The organism is Micromonospora sp. WMMD1128 (assembly GCF_027497235.1).
In the GTDB taxonomy this organism is placed as follows: Bacteria; Actinomycetota; Actinomycetes; order Mycobacteriales; family Micromonosporaceae; genus Micromonospora.
The window spans coordinates 2,081,379-2,103,494 of record NZ_CP114902.1; the positions used below are offsets into that span (position 1 = coordinate 2,081,379).

The window sequence follows — 22,116 nt, forward strand, 5'->3', positions numbered from 1 at the left end:
TCAGGCACCGACCGGCTCGACGGCGGTGCCGGTGAGCAGTTGTCCACCGTCGACGAGGACCGTCTCCCCGGTGATCCAGGACGCCGCGCCGGAGGCCAGGAACGCCACCAGCTCCGCCACGTCGTGGGGTTCACCGATCCGCCCGAGCGGGGTCGCCGCGTTCACGCCGGTCTCGTTCTCCTTCCACAGCGCCTCGGCCAGGCGGGTCCGGACCACGCCGGGCGCGACGGCGTTGACCCGCACGCCGGGTGCCAGCTCCAGGGCCATCTGCCGGGTCAGGTGGATCAGCGCCGCCTTGGAGACGTGGTAGAGGCCGAGATCGGGGCTCACCGACAGCCCACCCAACGACGCCACGTTGACGATCGCGCCCCCGTTGTCGCGCATCCACAGCCGCCAGGCCAGCGAGGTCCACAGCAGTGGACCCCACAGGTTGACGTCCACCAGTTTGGTGAAACGACCGTGGTCCTGCTCGACCAGCGGCCCGAAGGCCGGGTTGGTCCCGGCGTTGTTCACCAGCACGTCGATCCGTCCGAAGCGCGCCAGGGTGGCCTCCAGGCAGGCTCGGGCCCGCTCCTCGGAGGTGACGTGCGCGCCGAAGCCGAACGCCCGATCGCCGAGCGTGGCGGCGGCGGCCTCGGCGGCCTCGGCGGTACGGGCGGTGAGCACCACGTTCCCGCCCCGGTCGTGCCAGTGGCGGGCGACCGCGAGACCGATGCCGCGCGACGCGCCGGTGACCACTGCGGTCCGGCCCTCGAAAGAATCCTGCACGCGATCGCTCCTTGTTCTTCGGGCCCGCCGGATCAGGGGACGAGCAGGGAGACGGCGGCGACCACGCACGCCGGCGGTCCGCCCGTCTCCAGATCGATCTGGATGTCCGAGGTGACCTGGAAGCCCCGGCGGGCCTCGCGTACCCCGGTGAGGGTGACCCCGGCGCGGATCCGCGAGCCGACGGGGACGGGGGCGGGGAACCGCAGCCGGTCCGAGCCGTAGTTCACGCCCATGCTCATCCCGTCCACCCGATAGACCTGCGCGACCAGGGTGGGGATCAGCGACAGGGTGAGGAAGCCGTGCGCGATGGTGGTGCCGAAGGGCCCGGCGGCGGCCCGTTCCGCGTCCACGTGGATCCACTGGTGGTCGCCGGTGGCCTCGGCGAACGTGTCGACCTGCCGCTGGGTGACGAGGTGCCAGTCGCTGTGACCCAGGTGCTCGCCGACGGCCGCGCGCAGCTCGTCGATGCCGGTGAAGACCCTCATCCCTGCGGCCCACCCGCCACGTCGAGCACCTGACCGCTGATGTAGCCGGCCCGCTCGCCCAGGAAGAACGAGACCGCTTCGGCGACGTCCTGCGGCTGTCCCACCCGGCGCACCGGGATCCCGGCGGCGGCGTCGGCGATCAGCTCGTCGAACGGGCGGCCGATCCGGCGGGCGGTGGCGGCGGTCATCTCGGTCTGCACGAAGCCCGGCGCGACCGCGTTCGCGGTGATCCCGAACGGGCCGAGTTCGATGGCGAGTGTCTTGGTCAACCCCTGCAACGCCGCCTTCGCCGCCGAATAGTTCACCTGGCCACGGTTGCCGTACGCCGAGGTGCTGGAGAGCGAGACGATCCGCCCCCACCGCTGCCGGACCATGTGCGCCTGGACCGCCCGGCTCATCAGGAAGGCGCCCCGGGCGTGCACCCCGAGGACGGTGTCCCAGTCCGCGGTCGACATCTTGAACAGCAGGTTGTCGCGCAGGACGCCGGCGTTGTTCACGAGCGCCGCCGGCGGGCCCAGCCGCTGCGCGACCTGCTCGACACCGGCCTCGACGGCGGTCTCGTCGGACACGTCCGCGACCACCGGGCACGCCGGGACGCCCCGCTCGCCCAGGTCGGCCACCGTCCGCTCGCAGCCCTCGGCGTCGAGGTCCCAGACGGCCACCGCGTAGCCGTCCGCGCCGAGCCGGGCGGCCACGGCCGCCCCGATGCCACGTGCCGCTCCGGTGACCACGGCCACCTTGCGCTCAGTCATTCCGGACCACCGTTTCCGCGTCGTCGAACCGCTTCTGGAGTTTGCGCATGCCGGCCAGCCAGGCGTCGGTGCGGCCCGCCCGGGTCTCGTAGTACCGCTGCACCTCGGGGTGCGGGAGGATGAGGAACCGGTCGTCGTGCAACGCCTCCCAGACCACCTCGGCGACCTGCTCGGGCTCCAGCGCCGCGTCGTGGCTGAGCAGGTCCCGGAACTCGCCCGAGTCGTCGAGCATCTTCGTCCGTACCCCCTGCGGGCAGATCGCCTGCACGGTGACGCCGCGATGCCCGTAGGTGACCGCCAGCCACTCCGCGAACGCGACGGCCGCGTGTTTCGACACCGAGTACGGCGCGCTGCCGAGCATGGTGAGCAGTCCCGCCGCGGAGGCGGTCACCACGAATCGACCACCGCCGGACTCCAGCCAGCCGGGGATCAGCGCGCGGGCCGCGCGGACGTGGGCCATGACGTTGACCTCGAGCGCGGTGTGCCAGTCGGCGTCTGGTGTCTCGATGCCCTTCCCCACGCCGGATCCGGCGTTGGCGAAGAAGATGTCGACGTGGCCGGCGGCGCTCAGCAACCGCGCGACGCCCTCGTCGGTCGAGGCGTCCCCGCCCACCGCCACGCCGCCGACCTCGGCCGCGACCCGTGCGGCCGCGTCCGTGTCCAGGTCGCCGACGACGACGCGGGCGCCCTGGGCGGCCACTTTCCGGGCGATCGCCCGACCGATACCGTTGCCGCCGCCGGTGACCACCACGCACCGGTCGCGGACCAGATCCTGTTCACTCATGCGTACGTCCTCAGGAGGGGTTGTTGACCAGCACGACCTTGCCGACGGTGCGGCGGTCGCCGAGGCTGGCCAGGGCGGACGGGGCGGCGCTCATCGGGAGCACCTCGCTGACCAGCGGGTCGACCAGGCCCTTGCGCCACAGCTCGATCAGCCGTTCGTGGGTCCGGGCGATCACGTCTGGCTTCTTGACGTGGTACAGCCCCCAGTAGAGGCCGACCACGCTGTAGTTCTTGATCAAAGCGTGGTTCGTCGGGGCCTGGGCGATCCGGCCGCCGGCGAAGCCGACCACCACGATCCGGCCCTCGAAGGCGACGCACCTGCGGCTCTTGTCGAAGACGTCGCCGCCGACCGAGTCGTAGACGACGTCGGCGCCGGCCCCGCCGGTGACCTCCTTGACCACCGGCACGAAGTCCTCGGCCAGGTAGTCGACGACCACGTCCGCGCCGAGGTCCCGGCAGACCCGTACCTTGTCCGGCCCGCCCGCCGTGGCGATCACCCGGGCGCCCGCCGCCTTGCCGATCTGGATCGCCGCGGACCCCACGCCGCCGGCGCCGGCGTGCACCAGGAGCCACTCGCCGGCCTCCAGACGGGCGCGGGTGTGCAGGCCGACGTACCCGGTCTGGTAGGTGATCAGCATCGACGCCGCCTTCTCGGCGGGCAGGTCGTCCGGGATCGCGAACACCCGGTGCGGCGCGACGACCACCTCTTCGGCGAGCCCGCCGTGGGGCAGTTCGGGCGCGGCAAGCACCCGTTCGCCGGCCCGCGGCCCGTCCACGACACGCCCGCACACCTCCGCGCCGGGGGTGAACGGCAGTTCCGGCTTGTCCTGGTATTCGCCTCGGCAGAGCAGGACGTCGGGGAAGTTCAGGGCCACCGCCTCGACCGCGACCCGAAGGGCCCCGTCGGGTGCCGGGGGCACCGGCACGTCGGTCCACTCCAGGACGTCCACGGGCTCGCCCAGCCGGGTCACCTGCCACGCCTTCATCCGACTCCTCCTTCTCTTCCCGGCCCGGTCACCAGGCCGGTACCAGGGGTCGCTTCTTCCCGGCCCGGGGTGCGGGCGGCGGAGCCGCGTCCAGCACCCCGGTGATCCGGGCCCGAGTCTGCGCCGGGTCGATCACGTCGTCCACCTCGAAGACGCTCGCGATGTTCAGGGCACTGCCGCGCTCGTACATCTGCGCCACCAGCCGCTGGTAGAGCGCCTCGCGTTCGCCGGGGTCGGTGACCGCGTCCAGTTCCTTACGGAAGCCGAGCCGGACCGCGCCCTCCAGGCCCATGCCGCCGAACTCGCCGGTGGGCCAGGACAGCGTCAGCTCCGGCTCGTAGAAGCCGCCTCGGGCCATGGCCTGCGCGCCCAACCCGTACCCCTTGCGCAGCACCACGGTGACCATCGGCACGGTCAGGCTGGCCCCGGCCAGGAACATCCGACCGAAGTGCCGCACCTGGGCGCTCTCCTCGGCGGCCGGGCCGACCATGAAGCCAGGTGTGTCGCAGAGCGAGACGATCGGCAGGTCGAACGCGTCGCACAACTCCATGAACCGGGCCGCCTTGCTGCCGCCCTCGGCGTCGATCGCACCGCCGAGGTGGCGCGGGTTGTTGGCGATGAGCCCCACCGGGCGGCCCGCGATCCGGACCAGCGCGGTGATCATTCCGACGCCGTGCTCGCGCCGCAGCTCCAGCACCGAGTCCCGGTCGGCAAGCGTGTCGAGCACGGCGCGGACGTCGTAGGTACGCCGTCGGTTCTCCGGCACCGCGTGTCGCAGCGGACGCTGGTCCGGCGCCTCCCAGTCCGCGGTCCGGCCCTGGAAGTAGGAGAGGTACCGGCGGGTGGCCCGCACCGCCGCCGCGTCGTCGGGGACCACCAGGTCGACCACGCCGTTGGCGGCGTGCACGGAGGTCGGGCCGATCTCCTCCGGCCGGTACACGCCGAGGCCGCCGCCCTCGATCATCGCCGGCCCGGCCATCCCGATGTTGGCGTCCGGGGTGGCGACGATGAAGTCGCTGCACGCGACCAGGGCCGCGTTGCCGGCGAAGCACCTGCCGGTCACCACCGACACCGTCGGCACCAGCCCGCTGAGCCGGGCGAGCAGCGCGAACGCCCGGGTGTCCAGGTTCGCCACCCCCGGGTTCTCGGTGTCGCCCGGCCGGCCCCCGCCGCCCTCGGCGAACATGACGACCGGCCACCGGTGGCGTTCGGCCAGTTCGAAGAGGCGGTCCTTCTTGCGGTGCCCGTTGTAGCCCTGGGTGCCCGCCAGCACGGTGTAGTCGTAGGCCATCACCACGCAGCCGGTGCGGTTGATCTGTCCGACGCCGGCCACCAGGCCGTCGGCGGGCGTCCGGTCGATCAGGTCGTCGAGGCTGCGCCGGGCCCGCTGGCCGGCCAGGACCAGCGAGCCGTACTCGGTGAAGCTGCCGGGGTCGCAGAGGTCGGCCAGGTTCTCCCGGGCGGTGCGGTGCCCGCGGTCGTGCCGCTTCGCCACCGCGTCCGGCCGCGCCTCGTCGCGGGTCTTGCGCTGCCGGTCCAGGACGCGCCGCAGGTCGGGGCGGATCAGGTCGGGGTCGGACTCGGCGGCGGTCTCCTCCGTCGTGGCGGTGGCGTCGGCGACCACCAGCGAGGCGAGCAGCGTGCCGGCCCGCACGGTCTGGCCGACGGTGACCGGCAGCCGGTCCACCACGCCGCTGACGCCGGCCTCGACCTGGTGTTCCATCTTCATCGCCTCGAGCACGACGAGGACCGACGTCGCGGTCACCCGGTCGCCCTCGCCGGCGGGAACCGCGATGACCGTGGCCTCCATCGGGGTCCGGACGGCGAGCGTGCCGTCGTCCGGTTCCGGCTCGGCGGCGGCGAGCGGGTCGACGTCGACGCCGGGGAACCACAGCGGCTCGACGTCCGGCGCGGCGGCCAGTTCGGCGGCGTGCTCGTCGAGGAAGGCGGTGGTGGCGCTGCCGTCGGTCGCCTCCGGGTGCGCCAGCAGCCGCGCCAGGACGCCGAGGTTCGTGTCCACCCCCTCGACGCGGAACTCCGCGAGCGCCCGGGACGCCCTGCGCCGCAGGACGGCCGGGTCGCCACCGGGTTCGTGCACGACCACCTTGGCCAGCATCGAGTCGTACCCGGCGCCGACGCGGTAGCCGGCGTAGCCGTGGGTGTCGGTGCGTACGCCCCGGCCGGCGGGCGGGTCGAAGGCGGTGAGGACGCCGGTGGCGGGCAGGCTGCCGCCGTCGGCGCGGACCGTCTCCGTGGTCACGCGTAGCTGGATCGCCGTTCCGGCCGGTTCGGGCGCGGGACCGGCCAGTCCGACCGCGGCGAGGTCCGCGCCGGCCGCCAGGCGCAGCTGGATCTCCACGAGATCGACGCCGAACACCTGCTCGGTCACGGTGTGCTCCACCTGCAACCGCGGGTTGGCCTCCAGGAAGACGAAGTCGTCGGCGCCGACGAGGAACTCGACCGTGCCGACCCCGCGGTAGCGGAGACCGGCGGCCAGGCGTACCGCCGCGTGGTGCAGGGCTGCGCGTAGCTGCGGGGCCAGCGCGGGCGCCGGGGCCAGCTCCACCACCTTCTGCCGGCGGCGCTGGAGGCTGCAGTCCCGGTCGCCGAGGGCGGTGGCCGCTCCGGTGCCGTCGCCGACGATCTGGACCTCGATGTGCCGGCGGCCGGTGAGCAGCCGCTCGGCGTACAGGGTGCCGTCGCCGAACGCGCCGAGCGCCTCGGACCGGCAGCGCTCGAACGCGGCGGCCAACTCCGCCGGGTCGGTGACCGGCCGCATCCCGCGCCCGCCGCCCCCGGCCACCGCCTTGAGCATGATGCCCTCCGGTGCGGCGGCCAGGAACTCCATCGCCTCCGGCGGGGTGGCCGGCCCGGTAGCCGGCACGACGGGGAGGCCGGCGGACTCCGCCGCCGCGCGGGCCGCGGTCTTGTCGCCGAGCACCCGCAGCACCTGTGGGGCCGGACCGACGAACGTCAGCCCGGCGTCGGCGCAGCGGCTCGCGAAGTCGGCGTTCTCGCTGAGAAACCCCCAGCCGGGGTGCAGGGCGGTGGCCCCGACCGACTGGGCGGCCTCGATCAGCGCGCTCTGGTCGAGGTACGCGGCGACCCCGGCGCCGGGCAGCGGCACGGCCCGGTCCGCCCGGCGTACGTGCAGGCAGCGCTCGTCGTCGGCGGCGTACACGGCCACCGACGGCACGGCGAGGTCGGCGAGCGTCCGTAGTACGCGAACGGCCACCTCGCCCCGGTTGGCCACCAGCACGCGGTCCGGGTAGGTCCCCACGGTCAGCTCCTCCGCCTCGTCACGTCCGTCGCCATCGTGCCGCTCAGGCCGACGTCTGCGCCCGCAGTTCCGCGCGGGCGATCGAGCGCCGGTGCACCTCGTCCGGGCCGTCGGCGAACCGCAGGGTGCGCTGGTGGGCGTACATGCTGGCCAGCGGGGTGTCCGGTCCGAGCCCGGCGGCGCCGTACGACTGGATGGCGTAGTCGAGCACGCGGAGCGCGACGTTCGGCGCGATGACCTTGATGCCGGAGATCTGGGTCCGGGCGGCCTTGTTGCCCTGGGTGTCCATCAGCCAGGCGGTGTAGAGCGTGTACAGCCGCGCCTGGTCGATCTCGATCCGCGCGTCGGCGATCCACCGCTGGATCTGACCCTGCTCGGACAGCGGGCCGCCGAAGGCCACCCGGGACGTCACCCGCTGGCAGAGCAGCTCCAGGGCACGCTCGGCCGCCCCGATCGACCGCATGCAGTGGTGGATCCGACCCGGGCCGAGTCGCGCCTGCGCGATCGCGAAGCCGCCGCCCTCCTCGCCCAGCAGGTTGGTCGCCGGCACCCGGACGTTGTCGAACGTGATCTCGCAGTGCCCCTCCTGGTCCTGGTAGCCCAGCACGGTGAGGCTGCGGACGATGGTGACGCCGGGGGTGTCGAGCGGCACGAGGACCATGCTCTGCTGCCGGTAGGTGGGGCCGTCCGGGTCGGTCTTGCCCATCACGATGGCGAGCCGGCAGCGGGCGTCACCGGCGCCGGAGATCCACCACTTGTGCCCGTTGATGACGTACTCGTCGCCGTCGCGGACGATCGAGCACTGGATGTTGCGGGCGTCGGAGCTGGCCACGGCCGGCTCGGTCATCGCGAAGCAGGACCGGATCTCGCCCTCCAGCAGCGGGTGGAGCCATCGCTCCTTCTGCTCGTCGGTGCCGAACATGGTGAGCAGTTCCATGTTCCCGGTGTCCGGGGCGGAGCAGTTCAACGCCTGCGACGCGATGTGCGAGCGGCCCAGGATCTCGGCCAGTGGCGCGTAGTCGAGGTTGGACAGCCCCTCGGTCCACTGGGTCTTGTGCGGCAGGAACAGGTTCCAGAGTCCGCGGGCGCGTGCCTCGCGCTTCAGCTCCTCCATCACCGGAGGGAAGAAGTGCGGGTCACCGCTGTCCGCGAGCTGTCGCTGGTACACCGGCTCGGCCGGATAGACGCACTCGTCCATGAACGTCTGCAGGGTCTGGCGCAGCGCGGCGGAGGTCGGCGAGTAGGCGAAGTCCATGGGGAGCTCCAAGGGTCGATCGGACCGGCCGGAAGTGGAGGTGGGTCCGGGTCGCTGGCGATCCGGGTGGTTGCGTCGGCCCGGTGACGGTGCTCAAATTAGATCCGACGTCGACGTCGGCGTCAAGAAATTGGACGGGTCCGTCCGCGGATCTCGCCAGGACGAAGGAGACGACGTGGCGCCAGCCCGGGAAGCAGTCATCGTGGCCACCGCACGGACGCCCATCGGTCGTGCGTACAAGGGGTCGCTTCGCCAGGCGCGGCCGGACGACCTGGCCGGTTTCGCGATCGCGCGGGCCCTGGAGCAGGTCCCGGCGGTCACCCCCGACCAGATCGGCGACGTCATCGTCGGCACCGCGAACCCGGCGGGGGAGCAGGGCCTGAACATCGGCCGGTTGGCGGCGCTGCTCGCCGGGCTGCCCGACACCGTCACCGGAACCACCGTCAGCCGGGGCTGCGCCTCGTCGCTTGACGCCATCCGGATCGCGGCCAACGCGATCATGGTCGGCGAGGGCGACGTCTACGTGGCCGGCGGCGTCGAGAGCGTCTCCCGTACCCCCAGCGCCCACATCGACGACGCGGCGATGAACCCCCGGTTCGGCGTCGACCCGTTGCCGGACGCCTACATCACCATGGGGCGCACGGCCGAGAACGTGGCCGAGCGCTTCGACATCTCCCGCGCCCGGATGGACGAGTATGCCAAGCTCTCCCAGGACCGCGCGGTCGCCGCCCGCGACCAGGGCTTCTTCGCCCGGGAGATCAGCCCGTACCCACTGGCTGACGGCACCGTCGTGGCGCAGGACGACTGCCCGCGCGCCAACGTCGACCTCGACGTGCTGGCCGGCCTGCCCACCCCGTTCCGGGCCGACGGGCGGGTCACCGCGGGCAACTCCTGCCCGCTCAACGACGGGGCGGCGGCGGTCGTGGTGATGTCCGCCGAGCGCGCCCGCAACCTGGGGATCGAACCCCTGGCGCGGATCATGGGCTTCGCGGTCACCGGCCTGGCACCGGAGATCATGGGGGTCGGCCCGATCGAGGCGGTGCGCCGGGTGCTCGACCGCACCGGCCTGGCCATCGGAGACGTCGACGTGCTGGAGCTCAACGAGGCGTTCGCGGCGCAGGTGCTGGCGGTCGCGGACACCCTGAAGATCTCCGTCGCGGACCAGCTCAACCCGCACGGCGGCGCGATCGCGCTCGGTCACCCCTTCGGTATGACCGGCGCCCGGATCATGACCACGCTGCTGAACGGCCTGGCGGCCACCGGCGGTACGGTCGGGGTCGAGACGATGTGCGTCGGCGGCGGACAGGGGATGGCCATGGCTGTCGAGCGGCTGGCGTGACCGCGATGACCTACCCCACGGCTCACGCGCTCAGGTGTCCGGACCGGCCGGCCGTCGTCATCGCCGAGACCGGCGAGACCCTGACCTACGGCCAGCTCGACGACGCCTCCCGCCGCCTGGCCCGCGCCATGTGGGACGCCGGCCTGCGCCCCGGCGACCACGTCGCCCTGATGATGGCGAACCACCTCAGCTTCCTGGAGGTGTACTGGGCCGCGATGCGCTCCGGGCTCCTCCTCACCCCGGTCGGCACGTCGCTGACCGCCGAGGAGGCGTCCTGGATCGTCGGCAGCTGCCAGGCCAAAGCCCTGGTGGTGGACGCGGCGGCGCCGGCCGCGGGCTCGCTCGCCGCCGTGCCGGGTCCAGTGCTCAGGCTGGCGGTCGGTGGCCCGCTAACGGGCTTCGACGACTACGCCGGGACACTCGCCGGGTCGTCGGCCGAGCCGCTGGAGCACGAGCCGCTGGGCGTGGCGATGGTCTACAGCTCCGGCAGCACCGGACGGCCCAAGGGCGTCCGGCGCGAGCTGTCCGGGCGCACCGTTCAGGAGGGGCACCCGCACTTCCTGCGCTGGCTGCGTGAGTTGTGGCGGTTCACCGACGGCTCGGTCTTCCTCACCCCCGCCCCGCTCTACCACGCCGCGCCACTGTCGTTCGCCAGCACCGTCACGGCGGCCGGCGGCACCGTCGTGCTGATGCGCAAGTTCGACGCCGCCGGGGCGCTGGACGCGATCGAGCGGTACGCCATCACGCACGTGCTGATGGTGCCCACGATGTTCGTCCGGCTGCTGCGGCTGCCCGCCGAGCGGCGTCGGACCGCCGTGCTCGACTCGCTCTCCGTGGTGATCCACGGCGCCGGACCGTGCGCCGTCGACGTCAAGCGCCGGATGATCGACTGGTTGGGGCCGATCCTGCTGGAGTACTACGCCGGCAGCGAGGACAACGGCACCACCTTCATCGACTCGCCGGAGTGGCTGACGCACCCCGGCTCGGTGGGTCGGGCGATCGCCGGCTGTCGCGTGCACATCTGCGATCCCGAGGGCGACGAGCTTCCGCCGGGTCAGGACGGGTTGGTGTACTTCGAGTCCGAGGGCGGCCGGTCCGAGTTCGAGTACGTCGGCGGGGCAGACAGCTCGGCGGCCCGGCACCCGGCGCGTCCGGGCTGGTCCACGCTCGGCGACATCGGCCATCTCGACGACGAGGGCTACCTCTACCTCACCGACCGGCGGGACTACCTGATCGTCTCCGGCGGCGTCAACATCTCGCCGCAGGAGATCGAGAACGCGGTGCTCGGCTACGAGCCGGTGGTCGACGTCGCCGTGTTCGGCGTCCCGGACGAGGAGTTGGGCGAGCAGGTCGTGGCGGTGGTCCAGCCGGTCGACCCGGCGGCCGACCGGGACGAGCTGGTGGCCGGGTTGCGCGATCACCTGGCCGGGCGACTGGCCCGGCACAAGATTCCGCGGTCGATGTTCGTGGTGGAGGCCCTGCCGAGGCTGCCCACCGGCAAGCTCGCCAAGAACCGCCTGCGGGAGCGGTACCTGCCCGGCCGCGGTCTGGAGACCGCCCGCGAGCCGCAGGAGTTCCGGGCCGCCGTGCGCGCGCTGCTGGACCGGGAGCTGCCGCCCGGCTGGCGCGGCCTCGGGGCGCTCGGCGACGACGACCTGCACCCCTGGATCGCGCGGTGGCGCACGGTGCTGGCCCGGCACCGACTGCTCGCCCCCGGCTGGCCGGTCGAGCACGGTGGGCTCGGCCTGGATCCGGCTCGGCAGGTGGTGCTCCAGGAGGAGTTCGCCCGTGCCGGCGTGCCGAGCGGCAGCGGCAACGACCCGTTCGGCATCGACATGCTGGGCAACACGCTGCTCGCCGTCGGCACGCCCGAGCAGCGGGCCCATTACCTGCCGCGGATCCTCGACGGCACGGACGTGTGGTGCCAGGGCTTCTCCGAGCCGGAAGCCGGATCCGACCTGGCCGCGGTGCAGACGCGTGCGGTGCGCGGCGCGGACGGACGCTGGCGGCTCACCGGGCAGAAGATCTGGACCTCGAACGCGCACCTGGCGTCCTGGATCTTCGTGCTGGCCCGCACCGGGATCCGCGCCGAGCGGCACCGGGGCCTGACGTTCCTGCTCGTGCCGCTGGACCAGCCGGGCGTCGAGGTCCGCCCGATCCGGCAGCTCTCCGGCGCCTCCCACTTCAACGAGGTGTTCTTCACCGACGCGGTGGCCGCGGACGTGGTGGGCGCCGTCGGCGCGGGCTGGTCGGTGGCCATGGCGTTGCTCGGCCACGAGCGCGGGCAGTCCGCCACCACCCAGGCCATCCGGTACCGCGCGGAGTGGGAGCGGCTGGTCCGTACCGCCCGCGAGAACGGCATGCTGGAGCGGGCCTGGGTACGCGACGGCCTGGCGGCCGCGTACGTCCGGATCGAGGTGATGGACGCGCTGGGGCGGCGACTGGCCGGCGGCGGGCTCACCGGGACCGACGCGGCGGGCGACGCCGCCCTGTTCAAGCTGCACTGGAGCGCGCACCACCAGGCGGTGACCGAACTCGCCCTGGAGATCCTCGGACCGGAGGCCACCACGCCGACCGGGCGCGTGCTGGAGTTGGGCTACGGGGGACCGGACGCGGCCGGGGCGCCGATCACCTCGGCGTCGTGGGTCGACATCTTCTACAACGCCCGGCCCGGGACCATCTACGCCGGCACCACCCAGGTGCTGCGCAACGTCGTGGCCGAGCGCCTGCTCGGGATGCCGAAGGAGGTGCGACCGGCCGGTCCCACCTGAACGTCAGTCCCGCTTGAGCCCGATCGCGTTGGCCCACAACCGGGTCAGGCCGTCGACCGCGGCGTCGAGGTCGAACTCGTAGTCCGGGCCGGCGTCGGCGCCCATCCACAGGTAGGCGAACCGGCTCAGCATCGAGGTGAGGGCGACCGCGCTCAGGTGCGGGTCGAGATCCGCGTCGGCGAGGCCCTCGGCCTGCAGCCGGCGGATCGACCGCTCGGTCCGGCTCATGGTCTGCTGGGCGCGGGACTCGCGGATCGCGTGGATGTCGTGGTTGAACGTCGAGACCTGCTCGATGATCGCCATGATCCGGCTGTGCCGGCGGTAGGACTCCAGGTAACGGCGGTTCGCGGCCTCGATCCGCTGGTACGGCGTGAGGTCGCCCGATCCGCTGCGGTGGCCGTCGAACATCTCGGCCTGGATCTGTTCCGCGACGACCCGGAAGATCTCCTCCTTGGAGGAGAAGTACGTGTAGAACGAGCCGTGCGCGAGGCCGACCTCCTTGGCGATGTCGGTGATCCGGGCATCGATGAATCCGTCCCGTTCGAAGACCCGGTGGGCACCCTCCACCAGCTTGGCGCGGCGCTCGCGGTAGCGCTTCGACTGCGTTGCCACACCGTCCGGCCTCGCCGGCGTGGTGGTCCTGTCGCTCACTCGTCGCCCCATTCGATCTCGTACCGCCCGGTCGGCCGGGGTTGGCCGACCCTGTGAACCGAATCATAAAAAAACCTGGACACCGGGTCCCTCCTGGTCTTAACGTCCTCCCCATGATTCTGACACCGACGTCAGTGTCAACAATAGACCCGCAGACGAGGTCTGTTCCACCGGCCTCCCCGCACGAGAGGTGACGGCATGCGCGCTTTCCTGGTCCGCAGACTGGCCACCTTCGTGCCCACCCTGCTGCTGATCACCCTGATGGTCTTCGGGCTGCAGCAGATCGTCCCGGGCGGCCCCGCCGAGGCGATCGCGGGCGCGGGATCGACCCAGGAGTCGATCGACGAGATCAACCGACAGCTCGGGCTGGACCGGCCGCTGATCGAGCAGTACGCCTCCTGGATCGGCAACCTGCTGCGCGGCGATCTCGGCACCTCCTACTTCAGCCGCGAACCGGTCGACACCCTGCTCGTCCGCCGGCTCGAACCGACCGTGCTGGTGGTGGTCTCGGCGCTGGTGCTGGCGCTGCTGATCGGCGGCGGGGCGGGGCTGTGGTCGGCGGCCCGACGTCGTCACCTGGACGGCCGCTCGGTGCTCGCGGTCTCCGGCATCGGCCTCGCCGTGCCCGACTTCTGGCTGGCGACGGTCGCCGCCGGCTTCATCGGCCTCGACCTGGCCCTGCTGCCGGCCGTCGGCTACACGCCGCTCGGCGACGACTGGGTACAGACGATCCGCTCGATCGTGCTCCCGGTGCTGGTGCTCTCCTTCGCCACCGGCGCGCTGGTCTGCCGGCACGTGCGCAGCGCGGTCGGCCAGGCGCTGGACAGCCCGCACATCCGGACGGCCTGGGCGATGGGCCTCGCACCCCGGCAGGTGTACCTCGGCGACGCGTTGCGCTCGGCGGCGCCCGCCGTGGTGACCCTGCTGCCGCTGCTGGTGGCCACGCTGGTGGGGGCCTCCGTGGTGGTCGAGAACGTCTTCGCGATCCCCGGGCTGGGCAGCCTGATCGTGTCGTCGGTCGACAACCGGGACTACGCGACCCTGCAGGGCGCCGTGCTGCTGATGGCCCTGCTCGTACTCGTGCTCAACTTCGTCGCCGACCTGGTCCTGGCCCGGCTCGACCGGCGGGTGACGGCATGACCGAGCGCACCGAGCGGAGCGAGGGCCGTGAGGGCATGCCCGGTCGGCTCGGCATGACCGAGCGCACCGAGCGGAGCGAGGGCCGTGAGGGCACGCCCGGCGCGTTGGCGGGCATCCGGGTGGTGGAACTCGGTCACGCGATCGCCGGTCCGCACTGCGCGCAGATGCTCGCCGACCACGGCGCCGACGTGGTCAAGGTCGAGCCGCCGGCGGGGGAGATGTCCCGCAACGCCCTGCCGGTGGTGGACGGCGGCAGCATCTACTTCGCGTCGCACAACCGCGGCAAGCGCAGCGTCTGTCTGGACCTCAAGACCGAGGCGGGCCGGGAGGCGCTGCTCCGGCTCTGCGACACCGCCGACGTGGTGCTCACCAACTACGGCGCCGGCGTGCCGCAGCGGCTGGGCTGGTCCTACGACGTGCTCCGGGCCCGTAACCCGCGTCTGGTGATGGTGCACGTCACCGGGTTCGGCGCCGGGGCGGCCGACGCGCCGCGGGGCGCGTACGACGGCGTGATCCAGGCCATGGGCGGCATCGCCGACCTCACCGGTCAGCCCGGCGGGGAGCCGACGTTCGTCGGGGCGTTCGTGGCCGATCACGTGGCCGCGTACCACGCGACCATCGCCGTGCTGATGGCCCTGCGCGAGCGCGACGTGACGGGCGTCGGCGCCTACGCCGACGTGAGCATGCTCGACTCGTACACCGCCATGCTGGCCCACGAGGTCGGACTGGCCGCCGCCGGAGTCCCCCGCGGGCGCTGGGGCAACCAGGTCCAGACCGCGTTCGCGAACGTCTTTCCCGCGCGGGACGGGCAGGTGTTCCTGGCTCCGCTCGGCGACGCCGCCTGGCGGCGGTTCTGGGCCGTGCTGGGTGGCACCGAGGTCAGCTACGACGAGTCCACCGGCCCGGTGCGGCACCGCCTGGAACGGGTGGTCAGCGAGTGGACGTCCGCGCTCACCGTCGCCGAGGTGCTGGCGGCGATGCACGCGGCGGGCGTCGCGGCGGGACCGCTGCGTTCGGTCGGGGAGGCGGTCGCGGCCATGGCCGACACGGACATGGTGCTGACCGTGGACGACCCCGACGGCCGCCCGGTGCGGGTTCCGGGCCGGCCGGTGCGGGTCGGCCTCACCGACCGTCCCGACGCGCTCGCCGTGCCGCGCGTCGGAGCGCACACCGGGGAGATCCTGGCCGAACTCGGGATCTCCCCGCACCAGCGGCCGAGCCTGGGCGATGCCGGGCCGGCCGGACCGGCAGCGCGATCGCGGGAGGCACACCGATGACCACCTCGCTGGACCCGCGCACCGCGGCCACGCCGTTGCGGCCCCGCGCCGGGCTGTCGGGCCGACGGACCCGGCGGGCCGGCGGCTCGCACGCCGTCGCCTTCTGGCTCGGCGGCGCCGTCGTGCTGCTGGTCCTGCTGGCCGGTCTGCTCGCGCACTGGCTGGCGCCGTACGACCCGCTGGCCATCGACTCCGCGAACCCGTACGCCGGGCCCTCCGGGGCGCACTGGCTCGGCACCGACGCGAACGGCCGCGACGTGCTGTCCCGACTGATGCACGGCTCGGCCTCCAGCTTCCGGGGGATCGCCATCACCGTCGGGGTGGCCGGCTTCTTCGGCAGCCTCTGGGGCCTCGTCGCCGGCTATCTCGGCGGGCCGGTCGACGAGGTCCTGATGCGCCTCGCCGACGCCGTGATCTCCTTCCCGGGCATCGTGTTGGCCATCGCCATCACCGGCGCCCTCGGGCCCAGCCTGCTCACCGCGATGCTCTCGGTCGGCGTCGTCTTCGCGCCCATCGTCGCCCGGTTGCTGCGCGCCCAGGTGCTGGCGCTGCGGCAGGCGGAGTTCGTGCTGGTGGCCCGCTCGCTCGGGGTGAGCGGCTGGCGGATCGCGCTGCGCCACGTGCTGCCCAACGCGATGGGACCGGTCGTCGTGCAACTCTGCGGCCTGGCCAGCACCGCACTGATCATCGAGGCCGCCCTCGGCTTCCTCGGCCTGGGCGTGCAGCCGCCGGCGCCCAGTTGGGGGCCGGACCTGGCCCGCGCCTACGCCGACTTCTACGTCAACCCTCTGCTCACCGTCGCACCCGGCCTGCTGATCACCGCGACCGCGTTCGCGATCAGCCAGTTCGGCGACGGCCTGCGCGACCGCCTACGGATCGGATGAGCCGTCCCGTCGTCCGGTCCACCCCTGTCACACCCGTCCCGTGATGAGGAGCAGCAATGACCATATTCGACCGCCGCACACCGACCACCGTCCTCGCCGTCGGCATCCTCGTCCTCGGCGCCGTGTCCGCCTGCGGGTCCGACGACTCCGGTAACGACTCGTCCTCCGCCGGACCGGTGAAGATCGGCACGGTGAACTTCCCGACCTCGCTGGACCCGACCGTCAGCTCGTCGGGGTACGACTATCCGCATCTGAACCTGATCTACGACCGGCTGCTGGTCGGCGACCCCAAGACCGGCGAACTCGGCCCCGGCCTGGCCACGTCCTGGAAGGTCGCGGACGACGGCTCCTCGATCACGCTCACGCTGCGCGAGGGCGTCACGTTCTCCGACGGCACGAAGCTGGACGCCGCCGCCGTGAAGGCGAGCATGGAACGGTTCAAGGCGTCCGCCAACGGCCAGGACATCGCCAGCGTCTCCACCATCACCGCCGAGGGTGCGAACACGGTGGTGCTCGCGATGAGCAAGCCGGACTCCTCGATCCCGACCGCGTTGAGCGACCGGGCCGGGATGATCGTCTCGCCGACCGCCGTGCAGAAGGAGGGCAAGGACTTCGCCGCCCGCCCGGTCGGGGCGGGGAAGTACACGCTGGAGAACCTGCAGACCGGCGCCGCGGTCAACTACAAGCGCAACGACGCGTACTGGGGGGACAAGGGCGCGGCGCCCACGCTCAACTGGCAGGTGTTCAAGGACCCGCAGGCCATGGTGACGGCGTTCCAGAGCAACGTCGTCGACGTGGCGGTCTCGGTGCCGCCGCTGAGCGTGGACAAGCTGAAGACGGTGCCGGGCAAGCAGGTGGTCGTCGGCCCCGCGTACTCCGAGACGATGATCAACTTCAACGCGAAGTTGGCGCCGACCGACAAGGTGGAGATCCGGCAGGCGATCAACTACGCGCTCGACCGGGAGGTCATCCGCAAGGCCGCCAGCGGTGACGCCGCCGAGGTGACCTGGACGGCGCTGCCGCCGACCCACCCCTACCACGACGCGTCGATCACGCCCACCTACGCCTACGACGAGGCGAAGGCCAAGGCGCTCGTCGCGCAGGCCACCGGAGGCAAGCGGGTGGCCATGAAGTGCCTGACCTTCCCGGGCCTCAACTACGAGACCAGCGGCCCGATCATCATCGACTCGCTGAAGAAGATCGGCATCGACGTCACCATCCAGTCCGAGACCGCCGCCGCGGCGACCGAGGCGTTCTGGGCCAAGGGCCAGGCGCCCTGCTTCCTGTCCGGCTGGACCGGCCACGCCGATCCGGCGATCACCTACGGCCGCCTGCTCAACCCGGACTCCTACTACAACGCCGGCAAGACCGACTTCGGCACCGCGCCGCTGCAGGAGAAGCTGCTCACCACGTTCGACTTCGAGCCGCGCAAGGCCGCGGCCACCGAACTGGCCAAGAAGGTCGCCGAGGTCGCGCCGTTCGCGCCGCTGTTCACCGTACCGATGATCGTCGGGGTGTCCGACCAGGTGGCCGGCTACGAGCCGAACGCCAGCGGCCGACCGGACATGTCGACGGTGGCCCGCAAGTGACAGGCGCGGAGCAGGCGGCCCTGACGGTCCGCGACCTGAGCGTCAGGTTCGCGGGGAGCCCCGAGCCCGCGGTGCGTGACGTCTCCTTCGCGGTCGGACGCGGTGAGGTCCTCGGCGTGGCGGGGGAGTCCGGCAGCGGCAAGTCCTCCATCGCCCTCGCCGCGCTGGGCCTGCTGCCGCCGGACGCCGAGGTGACCGGAAGCATCCGTCTCGACGACCAGGAACTGGTCGGGCTCCGGGGCCGCCGGCTCCGCGCGATCCGCGGCCGGCGGGTTGCGATGATCTTCCAGGAGAGCGTCTCCGCGCTGCACCCGATGCGCCGGGTGGGCGACCAGATCGTCCGGGTCGTCCGGGCGCACCTGCCCGCCGGCCGGAGCGAGGCCCGGCAGCGGGCGGCGGCGGCGCTGCGCGACGTCCGGCTCGACCCGGACCGGGTCCTGGACAGCTACCCGCACCAGCTCTCCGGGGGCATGTGCCAGCGGGTGATGATCGCGATGGCGCTCAGCTGCGAGGCCGACGTGGTCCTCGCCGACGAGCCCACCACGGCGCTGGACGTCTCGTTGCAGAAGGACATCCTCGTCCTGATCCGGGAACTGGTCGCCGCACGCGGGCTGAGCGCCGTCTTCATCAGCCACGACCTGGGCGTCCTCGGCGACGTGAGCGACCGGGTGATGGTGCTCTACCGCGGTGAGGTGAAGGAGATCGGCGCGGTGGACGCGATGCTGAGCCGGCCACGACACCCCTATTCGCAGGCGCTGCTCGACTGCGTGCCGAGGCTCGGGGGTGACCGGCTGCGGACCTTCCCGGAGATCACCGCCGACCGGCCGGGCGGCTGGACCGGCGGCGGGTGCAACTACGCGGCCCGATGTCCCCGGGCCGCCGACGACTGCCGGGAACACCCCGCACTGCGCACCGTCGGGGAGAGCCTGGTGCGGTGCCGGCACCCGCTCGACGGGACGGTCCCGGCCAGCAGCGCCGACCGGGCGGAGGTGTGTCGATGAGCCAGGTCCTGCGGGTGGAGAACGTGTCCAAGGACTACGGTACGGGCCACCGGGCCCACCGGGTGCTCTCCGACGTCAGCCTGGAGTTGGCGCGTGGCGAGGTGCTCGGCGTCGTCGGCGAATCCGGATCCGGCAAGTCCACGTTGGGCCGGATCATCGCCGGCTTCCTGCCGCCCACCGAGGGCACCGTCGAGCACCTCGCCGGCGGACGGCGGTCGGTGCAGATGATCGTCCAGGAGTCGGCCGGGGCGTTGAACCCGCGGCTGCCCGTCTGGCGTTCGATGGCCGAGGTGACCGCGGTCAACCGCCGGTTGTCACGCCGGCTCCGCGAACCGTCGATGGAATACATCCGCTACGTGGGGCTCAGCGAGGCCGACGCCGACCGCCGCCCGACACAGCTCTCCGGCGGCCAGCGCCAACGCGTCTCGATCGCCCGCGCGCTGGCGGCCGAACCGACGGTGCTGGTCTGCGACGAGGCGGTGTCCTCGCTGGACGTGTCGGTGCGCGCCACCGTGCTCAACCTGCTCAACCAGGTCCGGGCCGACCTCGGCATCGCGATCGTCTTCATCTCGCACGACATCGCCGTGGTGAGCCACCTGGCCGACCGGGTCCTGGTGCTGAGCAACGGCACCGTGATGGAGCAGGGGCCGACCGACCGGGTGCTCACCCGCCCGGAGTCGGACTACACCCGCGCCCTGATCTCGGCGACCCCAAGCCTGGAACGCCGCCTGATGCACTCCGCCGAAGGAGCCTGACCCATGGACATCTTCGAGGCGATTCGGACCACGCGCGCGATGCGCCGGCTGGATCCCACCGTGCCGGTCACCGACGAACAACTGTGGACCATCCTGGGCGCGGCCCACTGCGCGCCGTCCGGCGGCAACGCCCAGTGGCTGCGCTGGGTGGTGGTCACCGACGCCGCGCGGCGGGCCCGGCTCGGTGAGATCTACCGGGCCTGCTGGGCGCCGGTCCGCCGGCGGTACGACGACCGCGTACCGACCGACCCCGAGGCGGCCGAGCGGCAGGCCCGCATGCTGCGCTCGGCGGACCACCTGGCCGAGCACATGGGTGAGGCGCCGGCCCTGATCGTTCCGGTGACGACGGTGGACGAGCCGTCGTCGGTCTACCCGGCGGTGCAGAACCTGATGTTGGCGGCGCGGGCCCTGGGCCTGGGCACGACACTCACCACCACGCACCGGCACGCCGCCGACGAGGTGCGCGAGGTGCTCGGCCTGCCGCCGGACGCGATCGCCTGGGCGCTGATCCCGGTCGGCGTGCCGACCGGCCGGTGGGGGGAGGCCCGGCGGCGTCCGCTGGAGTCCGTCGTCTACTGGGACACCTGGGAGGCGACCCGGTGAGCGACGAACTGGACGACTTCCGCCGGTCGTTGCGCGGCTTCCTGGCGAGGGTGTCACCGGAGTCCGAGGTCCGGCGGCTGATGGCCGATCCGGTGGGCTTCGAACCCTCGACCTGGCAACGGATGGCGGTCGAGCTGGGGCTGCCCGGCGTGGCCATTCCCGAGACGTACGGCGGGCAGGGGTTCGGCGGCGCGGAGTCGCGGCTCGTGTTCGAGGAACTCGGCCGGGTCCTGTACGGCGGCCCGTACTTCGCCACCGTGGCCCTCGGGGCCGAGTTGTTGCTGCGTCTCGGCGACGAGCGGGCCTGCGCCGAGTGGCTGCCGCGGATCGCCGACGGGTACCTGCGGACGGCCGTCGCGCTCCGCGGCGACCTGCGCGCCCGGACCGGCGCCGACGGCGCGTGGGTGCTCGACGGGACCGCGCCGCACGTCGTCGACGCCGGGGCGGCGTCGCTCCTGCTCGTGGTCGCCCGGACCGCCGACGGCGTCGACGTGCTGGCGGTGGACCCGGCCGAGGAGGGGGTGACCGTGACACCGTCGCCCGTGCTGGATCCGACCCGCCGGCAGGCGGTGGTGCGGTTCGACGGCGTCCGGGCACGGCGGCTCGGCCGGCCCGGACAGGCGTCCGCGGTGGCGGCCCGGGTACGCGACCAGGCGATGGTCGCGCTCGCCGCGGAGCAGACCGGCGGCGCGGCCCGGGCGCTGGAGTTGACCGTCGAGCACGCGTCGAGCCGGGAACAGTTCGGCCGACCGGTGGGGGGTTTCCAGGCGGTCAAGCACCTGTGCGCCGAGCGCCTGCTCGACGTCGAGTCGATGCGGTCGCTCGTGTTCGCGGTGGACGACACCCGGGACGACGACGCCTTCGCCGTCCAGGCCCGGACCGTGCGGGCGTTCTGCTCCGAGGCGTACTTCCGGGTCACCGCCACCGCCGTGCAGGTGCACGGTGGCATCGGCTTCACCTGGGAGCACCCGATCGGCCTCTACTTCAAGCGGGCCAAGAGCAGCGAGCTGCTGTTCGACGGGCCGGCGACCCAGCGGGAGGAACTCGCCGACCGCCTGCTCACCGCCCGATGAGCCGCCCCGCCCCGCTGAACTTCCGGGACCTCGGCGGCCTGCCGACCGTCGAGGGCGGGCGGGTACGCTCCGGCGCGCTCTACCGCAGCGCCACCCCGGTCTTCCTCGGTCCGGACGAGGCGGAGGTCTTCCGCGCGGCGACGGGCATCCGGATCCGGATCGACCTGCGTGGCCGCCGGGAGATCGCGGAGACCAGCGAACGGGACCGGCTCACCAGCGGGCTGCGGGTCATGCACCTGCCGTTCGGCCGGTCGAGCCTGCGGCCGGTGCATCCGGACCCCAGCGTGCGCCTGGCCGAGCACTACGCCGACATGCTCGTCGTGTCCGCCCGGACGATCATCGCGGCGGTGCGGCACGCGGTGGACGCCCGCGACCACCCGCTGCTGGTGCACTGCACCGCGGGCAAGGACCGCACCGGCGTGGTCGTCGCCGTGCTGCTCGCCGCGCTCGGAGTGCGTCCCGGCGACGTGATCGAGGACTACGCACGCTCCCGGGAGCATCTGGTGGCCATCCGGAACCAGACGCGGGTGCTGCCGGCCTGGGAGAAGCGGATCGCGTCCCTGCCCGAGGAGGCGCACACCGCGGAGCCCGCCACGATGCGACACTTCCTGGCGCGGGTAGAGCAGCGGCACGGCGGCGTCGCCAACTGGTTGACGACGGAGGGCTTCGGCGCCGACGAGATCACGGCGTTGCGGGCCGGCCTGGTGGAGCACTGACCGGTCAC

The 22,116-nt window shown here is 72.8% G+C and carries 19 protein-coding genes; 11 read left to right on the plus strand and 8 right to left on the minus strand.

The features are described 5' to 3' along the window. Genes O7602_RS09720 through O7602_RS09750 form a run of 7 tightly spaced genes read right to left on the minus strand, consistent with a single transcriptional unit; the run spans position 1 to position 8,309 of the window. The gene (locus O7602_RS09720) at positions 1-768 is read right to left on the minus strand and encodes an SDR family oxidoreductase (protein ID WP_281588029.1); all 768 of its coding nucleotides are present in this window, start codon (positions 766-768) and stop codon (positions 1-3) included. A 32-nt stretch (positions 769-800) separates the two neighbouring features. Then, positions 801-1,253 carry a MaoC family dehydratase gene (locus O7602_RS09725; protein WP_281588031.1) on the minus strand — a complete coding sequence of 151 codons (453 nt, stop codon included), beginning with the start codon at positions 1,251-1,253 and terminating at the stop codon, positions 801-803. Continuing rightward, positions 1,250-2,005, minus strand: a complete 756-nt coding sequence (locus tag O7602_RS09730) for an SDR family oxidoreductase (RefSeq protein WP_281588032.1) — start codon at positions 2,003-2,005, stop codon at positions 1,250-1,252. Before O7602_RS09730 ends, O7602_RS09725 begins: the two co-directional genes overlap by 4 nt. Then, positions 1,998-2,789: an SDR family oxidoreductase gene (locus O7602_RS09735; RefSeq protein ID WP_281588034.1), complete on the minus strand. Its 792-nt coding sequence runs from the start codon at positions 2,787-2,789 to the stop codon at positions 1,998-2,000. The genes O7602_RS09730 and O7602_RS09735 overlap by 8 nt, the downstream gene beginning before the upstream one ends. 10 nt (positions 2,790-2,799) lie before the next feature. Beyond that, complete coding sequence (locus O7602_RS09740; protein ID WP_281588035.1) at positions 2,800-3,774, minus strand: NADPH:quinone oxidoreductase family protein; 975 nt, start codon at positions 3,772-3,774, stop codon at positions 2,800-2,802. Between the two features lie 28 nt (positions 3,775-3,802). After that, positions 3,803-7,054 carry a carboxyl transferase domain-containing protein gene (locus tag O7602_RS09745; protein WP_281588036.1) on the minus strand — a complete coding sequence of 1,084 codons (3,252 nt, stop codon included), beginning with the start codon at positions 7,052-7,054 and terminating at the stop codon, positions 3,803-3,805. 43 nt (positions 7,055-7,097) lie between these two features. Then, positions 7,098-8,309, minus strand: a complete 1,212-nt coding sequence (locus tag O7602_RS09750; protein WP_281590236.1) for an acyl-CoA dehydrogenase family protein — start codon at positions 8,307-8,309, stop codon at positions 7,098-7,100. A 175-nt stretch (positions 8,310-8,484) separates the two neighbouring features. On the opposite strand from O7602_RS09750, the gene O7602_RS09755 reads away from it, so the two are divergent. Continuing rightward, positions 8,485-9,648, plus strand: coding sequence for an acetyl-CoA C-acyltransferase (locus O7602_RS09755; RefSeq protein ID WP_281588037.1), 1,164 nt, complete (start codon positions 8,485-8,487; stop codon positions 9,646-9,648). Positions 9,649-9,653: 5 nt separating this feature from the next. Continuing rightward, entirely contained in the window at positions 9,654-12,419 is a 2,766-nt protein-coding gene (locus O7602_RS09760) for an AMP-binding protein (protein ID WP_281588038.1), read from the plus strand. A 3-nt stretch (positions 12,420-12,422) separates the two neighbouring features. On the opposite strand, the gene O7602_RS09765 is transcribed toward O7602_RS09760, so the two are convergent. Further along, positions 12,423-13,070, minus strand: a complete 648-nt coding sequence (locus tag O7602_RS09765) for a TetR/AcrR family transcriptional regulator (RefSeq protein ID WP_281588039.1) — start codon at positions 13,068-13,070, stop codon at positions 12,423-12,425. Positions 13,071-13,268: 198 nt separating this feature from the next. On the opposite strand from O7602_RS09765, the gene O7602_RS09770 reads away from it, so the two are divergent. The 9 genes from O7602_RS09770 to O7602_RS09810 are packed head-to-tail and all read left to right on the plus strand — an operon-like array spanning position 13,269 to position 22,108. Then, complete coding sequence (locus tag O7602_RS09770; protein ID WP_281588041.1) at positions 13,269-14,210, plus strand: ABC transporter permease; 942 nt, start codon at positions 13,269-13,271, stop codon at positions 14,208-14,210. Continuing rightward, positions 14,207-15,487 carry a CoA transferase gene (locus tag O7602_RS09775; RefSeq protein WP_281588043.1) on the plus strand — a complete coding sequence of 427 codons (1,281 nt, stop codon included), beginning with the start codon at positions 14,207-14,209 and terminating at the stop codon, positions 15,485-15,487. The genes O7602_RS09770 and O7602_RS09775 overlap by 4 nt, the downstream gene beginning before the upstream one ends. Then, positions 15,484-16,371, plus strand: coding sequence for an ABC transporter permease (locus tag O7602_RS09780; RefSeq protein WP_281588045.1), 888 nt, complete (start codon positions 15,484-15,486; stop codon positions 16,369-16,371). Before O7602_RS09775 ends, O7602_RS09780 begins: the two co-directional genes overlap by 4 nt. Before the next feature lie 56 nt (positions 16,372-16,427). Further along, positions 16,428-17,960 (plus strand): ABC transporter substrate-binding protein, encoded by a 1,533-nt coding sequence (locus O7602_RS09785; RefSeq protein ID WP_281588046.1) that lies wholly within the window; start codon positions 16,428-16,430, stop codon positions 17,958-17,960. Beyond that, positions 17,957-18,961 carry an ABC transporter ATP-binding protein gene (locus O7602_RS09790; RefSeq protein WP_281588047.1) on the plus strand — a complete coding sequence of 335 codons (1,005 nt, stop codon included), beginning with the start codon at positions 17,957-17,959 and terminating at the stop codon, positions 18,959-18,961. Before O7602_RS09785 ends, O7602_RS09790 begins: the two co-directional genes overlap by 4 nt. Next, positions 18,958-19,716 (plus strand): ABC transporter ATP-binding protein, encoded by a 759-nt coding sequence (locus tag O7602_RS09795; RefSeq protein ID WP_281588049.1) that lies wholly within the window; start codon positions 18,958-18,960, stop codon positions 19,714-19,716. Before O7602_RS09790 ends, O7602_RS09795 begins: the two co-directional genes overlap by 4 nt. Before the next feature lie 3 nt (positions 19,717-19,719). Beyond that, entirely contained in the window at positions 19,720-20,319 is a 600-nt protein-coding gene (locus O7602_RS09800; protein WP_281588051.1) for a nitroreductase family protein, read from the plus strand. Next, a complete protein-coding gene (locus O7602_RS09805; protein WP_281588053.1) occupies positions 20,316-21,392 on the plus strand; it encodes an acyl-CoA dehydrogenase family protein in 1,077 nt (358 codons plus the stop codon). Before O7602_RS09800 ends, O7602_RS09805 begins: the two co-directional genes overlap by 4 nt. Further along, the gene (locus O7602_RS09810; protein WP_281588055.1) at positions 21,389-22,108 is read left to right on the plus strand and encodes a tyrosine-protein phosphatase; all 720 of its coding nucleotides are present in this window, start codon (positions 21,389-21,391) and stop codon (positions 22,106-22,108) included. Before O7602_RS09805 ends, O7602_RS09810 begins: the two co-directional genes overlap by 4 nt. Positions 22,109-22,116: the final 8 nt, after the last annotated feature.

Bases quoted from the DNA above. Each gene is read 5' to 3' on its own strand.
- O7602_RS09730 (WP_281588032.1), bottom strand. From the start codon at position 2,005: ATGACTGAGCGCAAGGTGGCCGTGGTCACCGGAGCGGCACGTGGCATC.
- O7602_RS09760 (WP_281588038.1), top strand. From the start codon at position 9,654: ATGACCTACCCCACGGCTCACGCGCTCAGGTGTCCGGACCGGCCGGCC.
- O7602_RS09770 (WP_281588041.1), top strand. From the start codon at position 13,269: ATGCGCGCTTTCCTGGTCCGCAGACTGGCCACCTTCGTGCCCACCCTG.
- O7602_RS09725 (WP_281588031.1), bottom strand. From the start codon at position 1,253: ATGAGGGTCTTCACCGGCATCGACGAGCTGCGCGCGGCCGTCGGCGAG.
- O7602_RS09780 (WP_281588045.1), top strand. From the start codon at position 15,484: ATGACCACCTCGCTGGACCCGCGCACCGCGGCCACGCCGTTGCGGCCC.
- O7602_RS09750 (WP_281590236.1), bottom strand. From the start codon at position 8,309: ATGGACTTCGCCTACTCGCCGACCTCCGCCGCGCTGCGCCAGACCCTG.
- O7602_RS09795 (WP_281588049.1), top strand. From the start codon at position 18,958: ATGAGCCAGGTCCTGCGGGTGGAGAACGTGTCCAAGGACTACGGTACG.
- O7602_RS09800 (WP_281588051.1), top strand. From the start codon at position 19,720: ATGGACATCTTCGAGGCGATTCGGACCACGCGCGCGATGCGCCGGCTG.
- O7602_RS09740 (WP_281588035.1), bottom strand. From the start codon at position 3,774: ATGAAGGCGTGGCAGGTGACCCGGCTGGGCGAGCCCGTGGACGTCCTG.
- O7602_RS09785 (WP_281588046.1), top strand. From the start codon at position 16,428: ATGACCATATTCGACCGCCGCACACCGACCACCGTCCTCGCCGTCGGC.
- O7602_RS09775 (WP_281588043.1), top strand. From the start codon at position 14,207: ATGACCGAGCGCACCGAGCGGAGCGAGGGCCGTGAGGGCATGCCCGGT.
- O7602_RS09735 (WP_281588034.1), bottom strand. From the start codon at position 2,789: ATGAGTGAACAGGATCTGGTCCGCGACCGGTGCGTGGTGGTCACCGGC.
- O7602_RS09810 (WP_281588055.1), top strand. From the start codon at position 21,389: ATGAGCCGCCCCGCCCCGCTGAACTTCCGGGACCTCGGCGGCCTGCCG.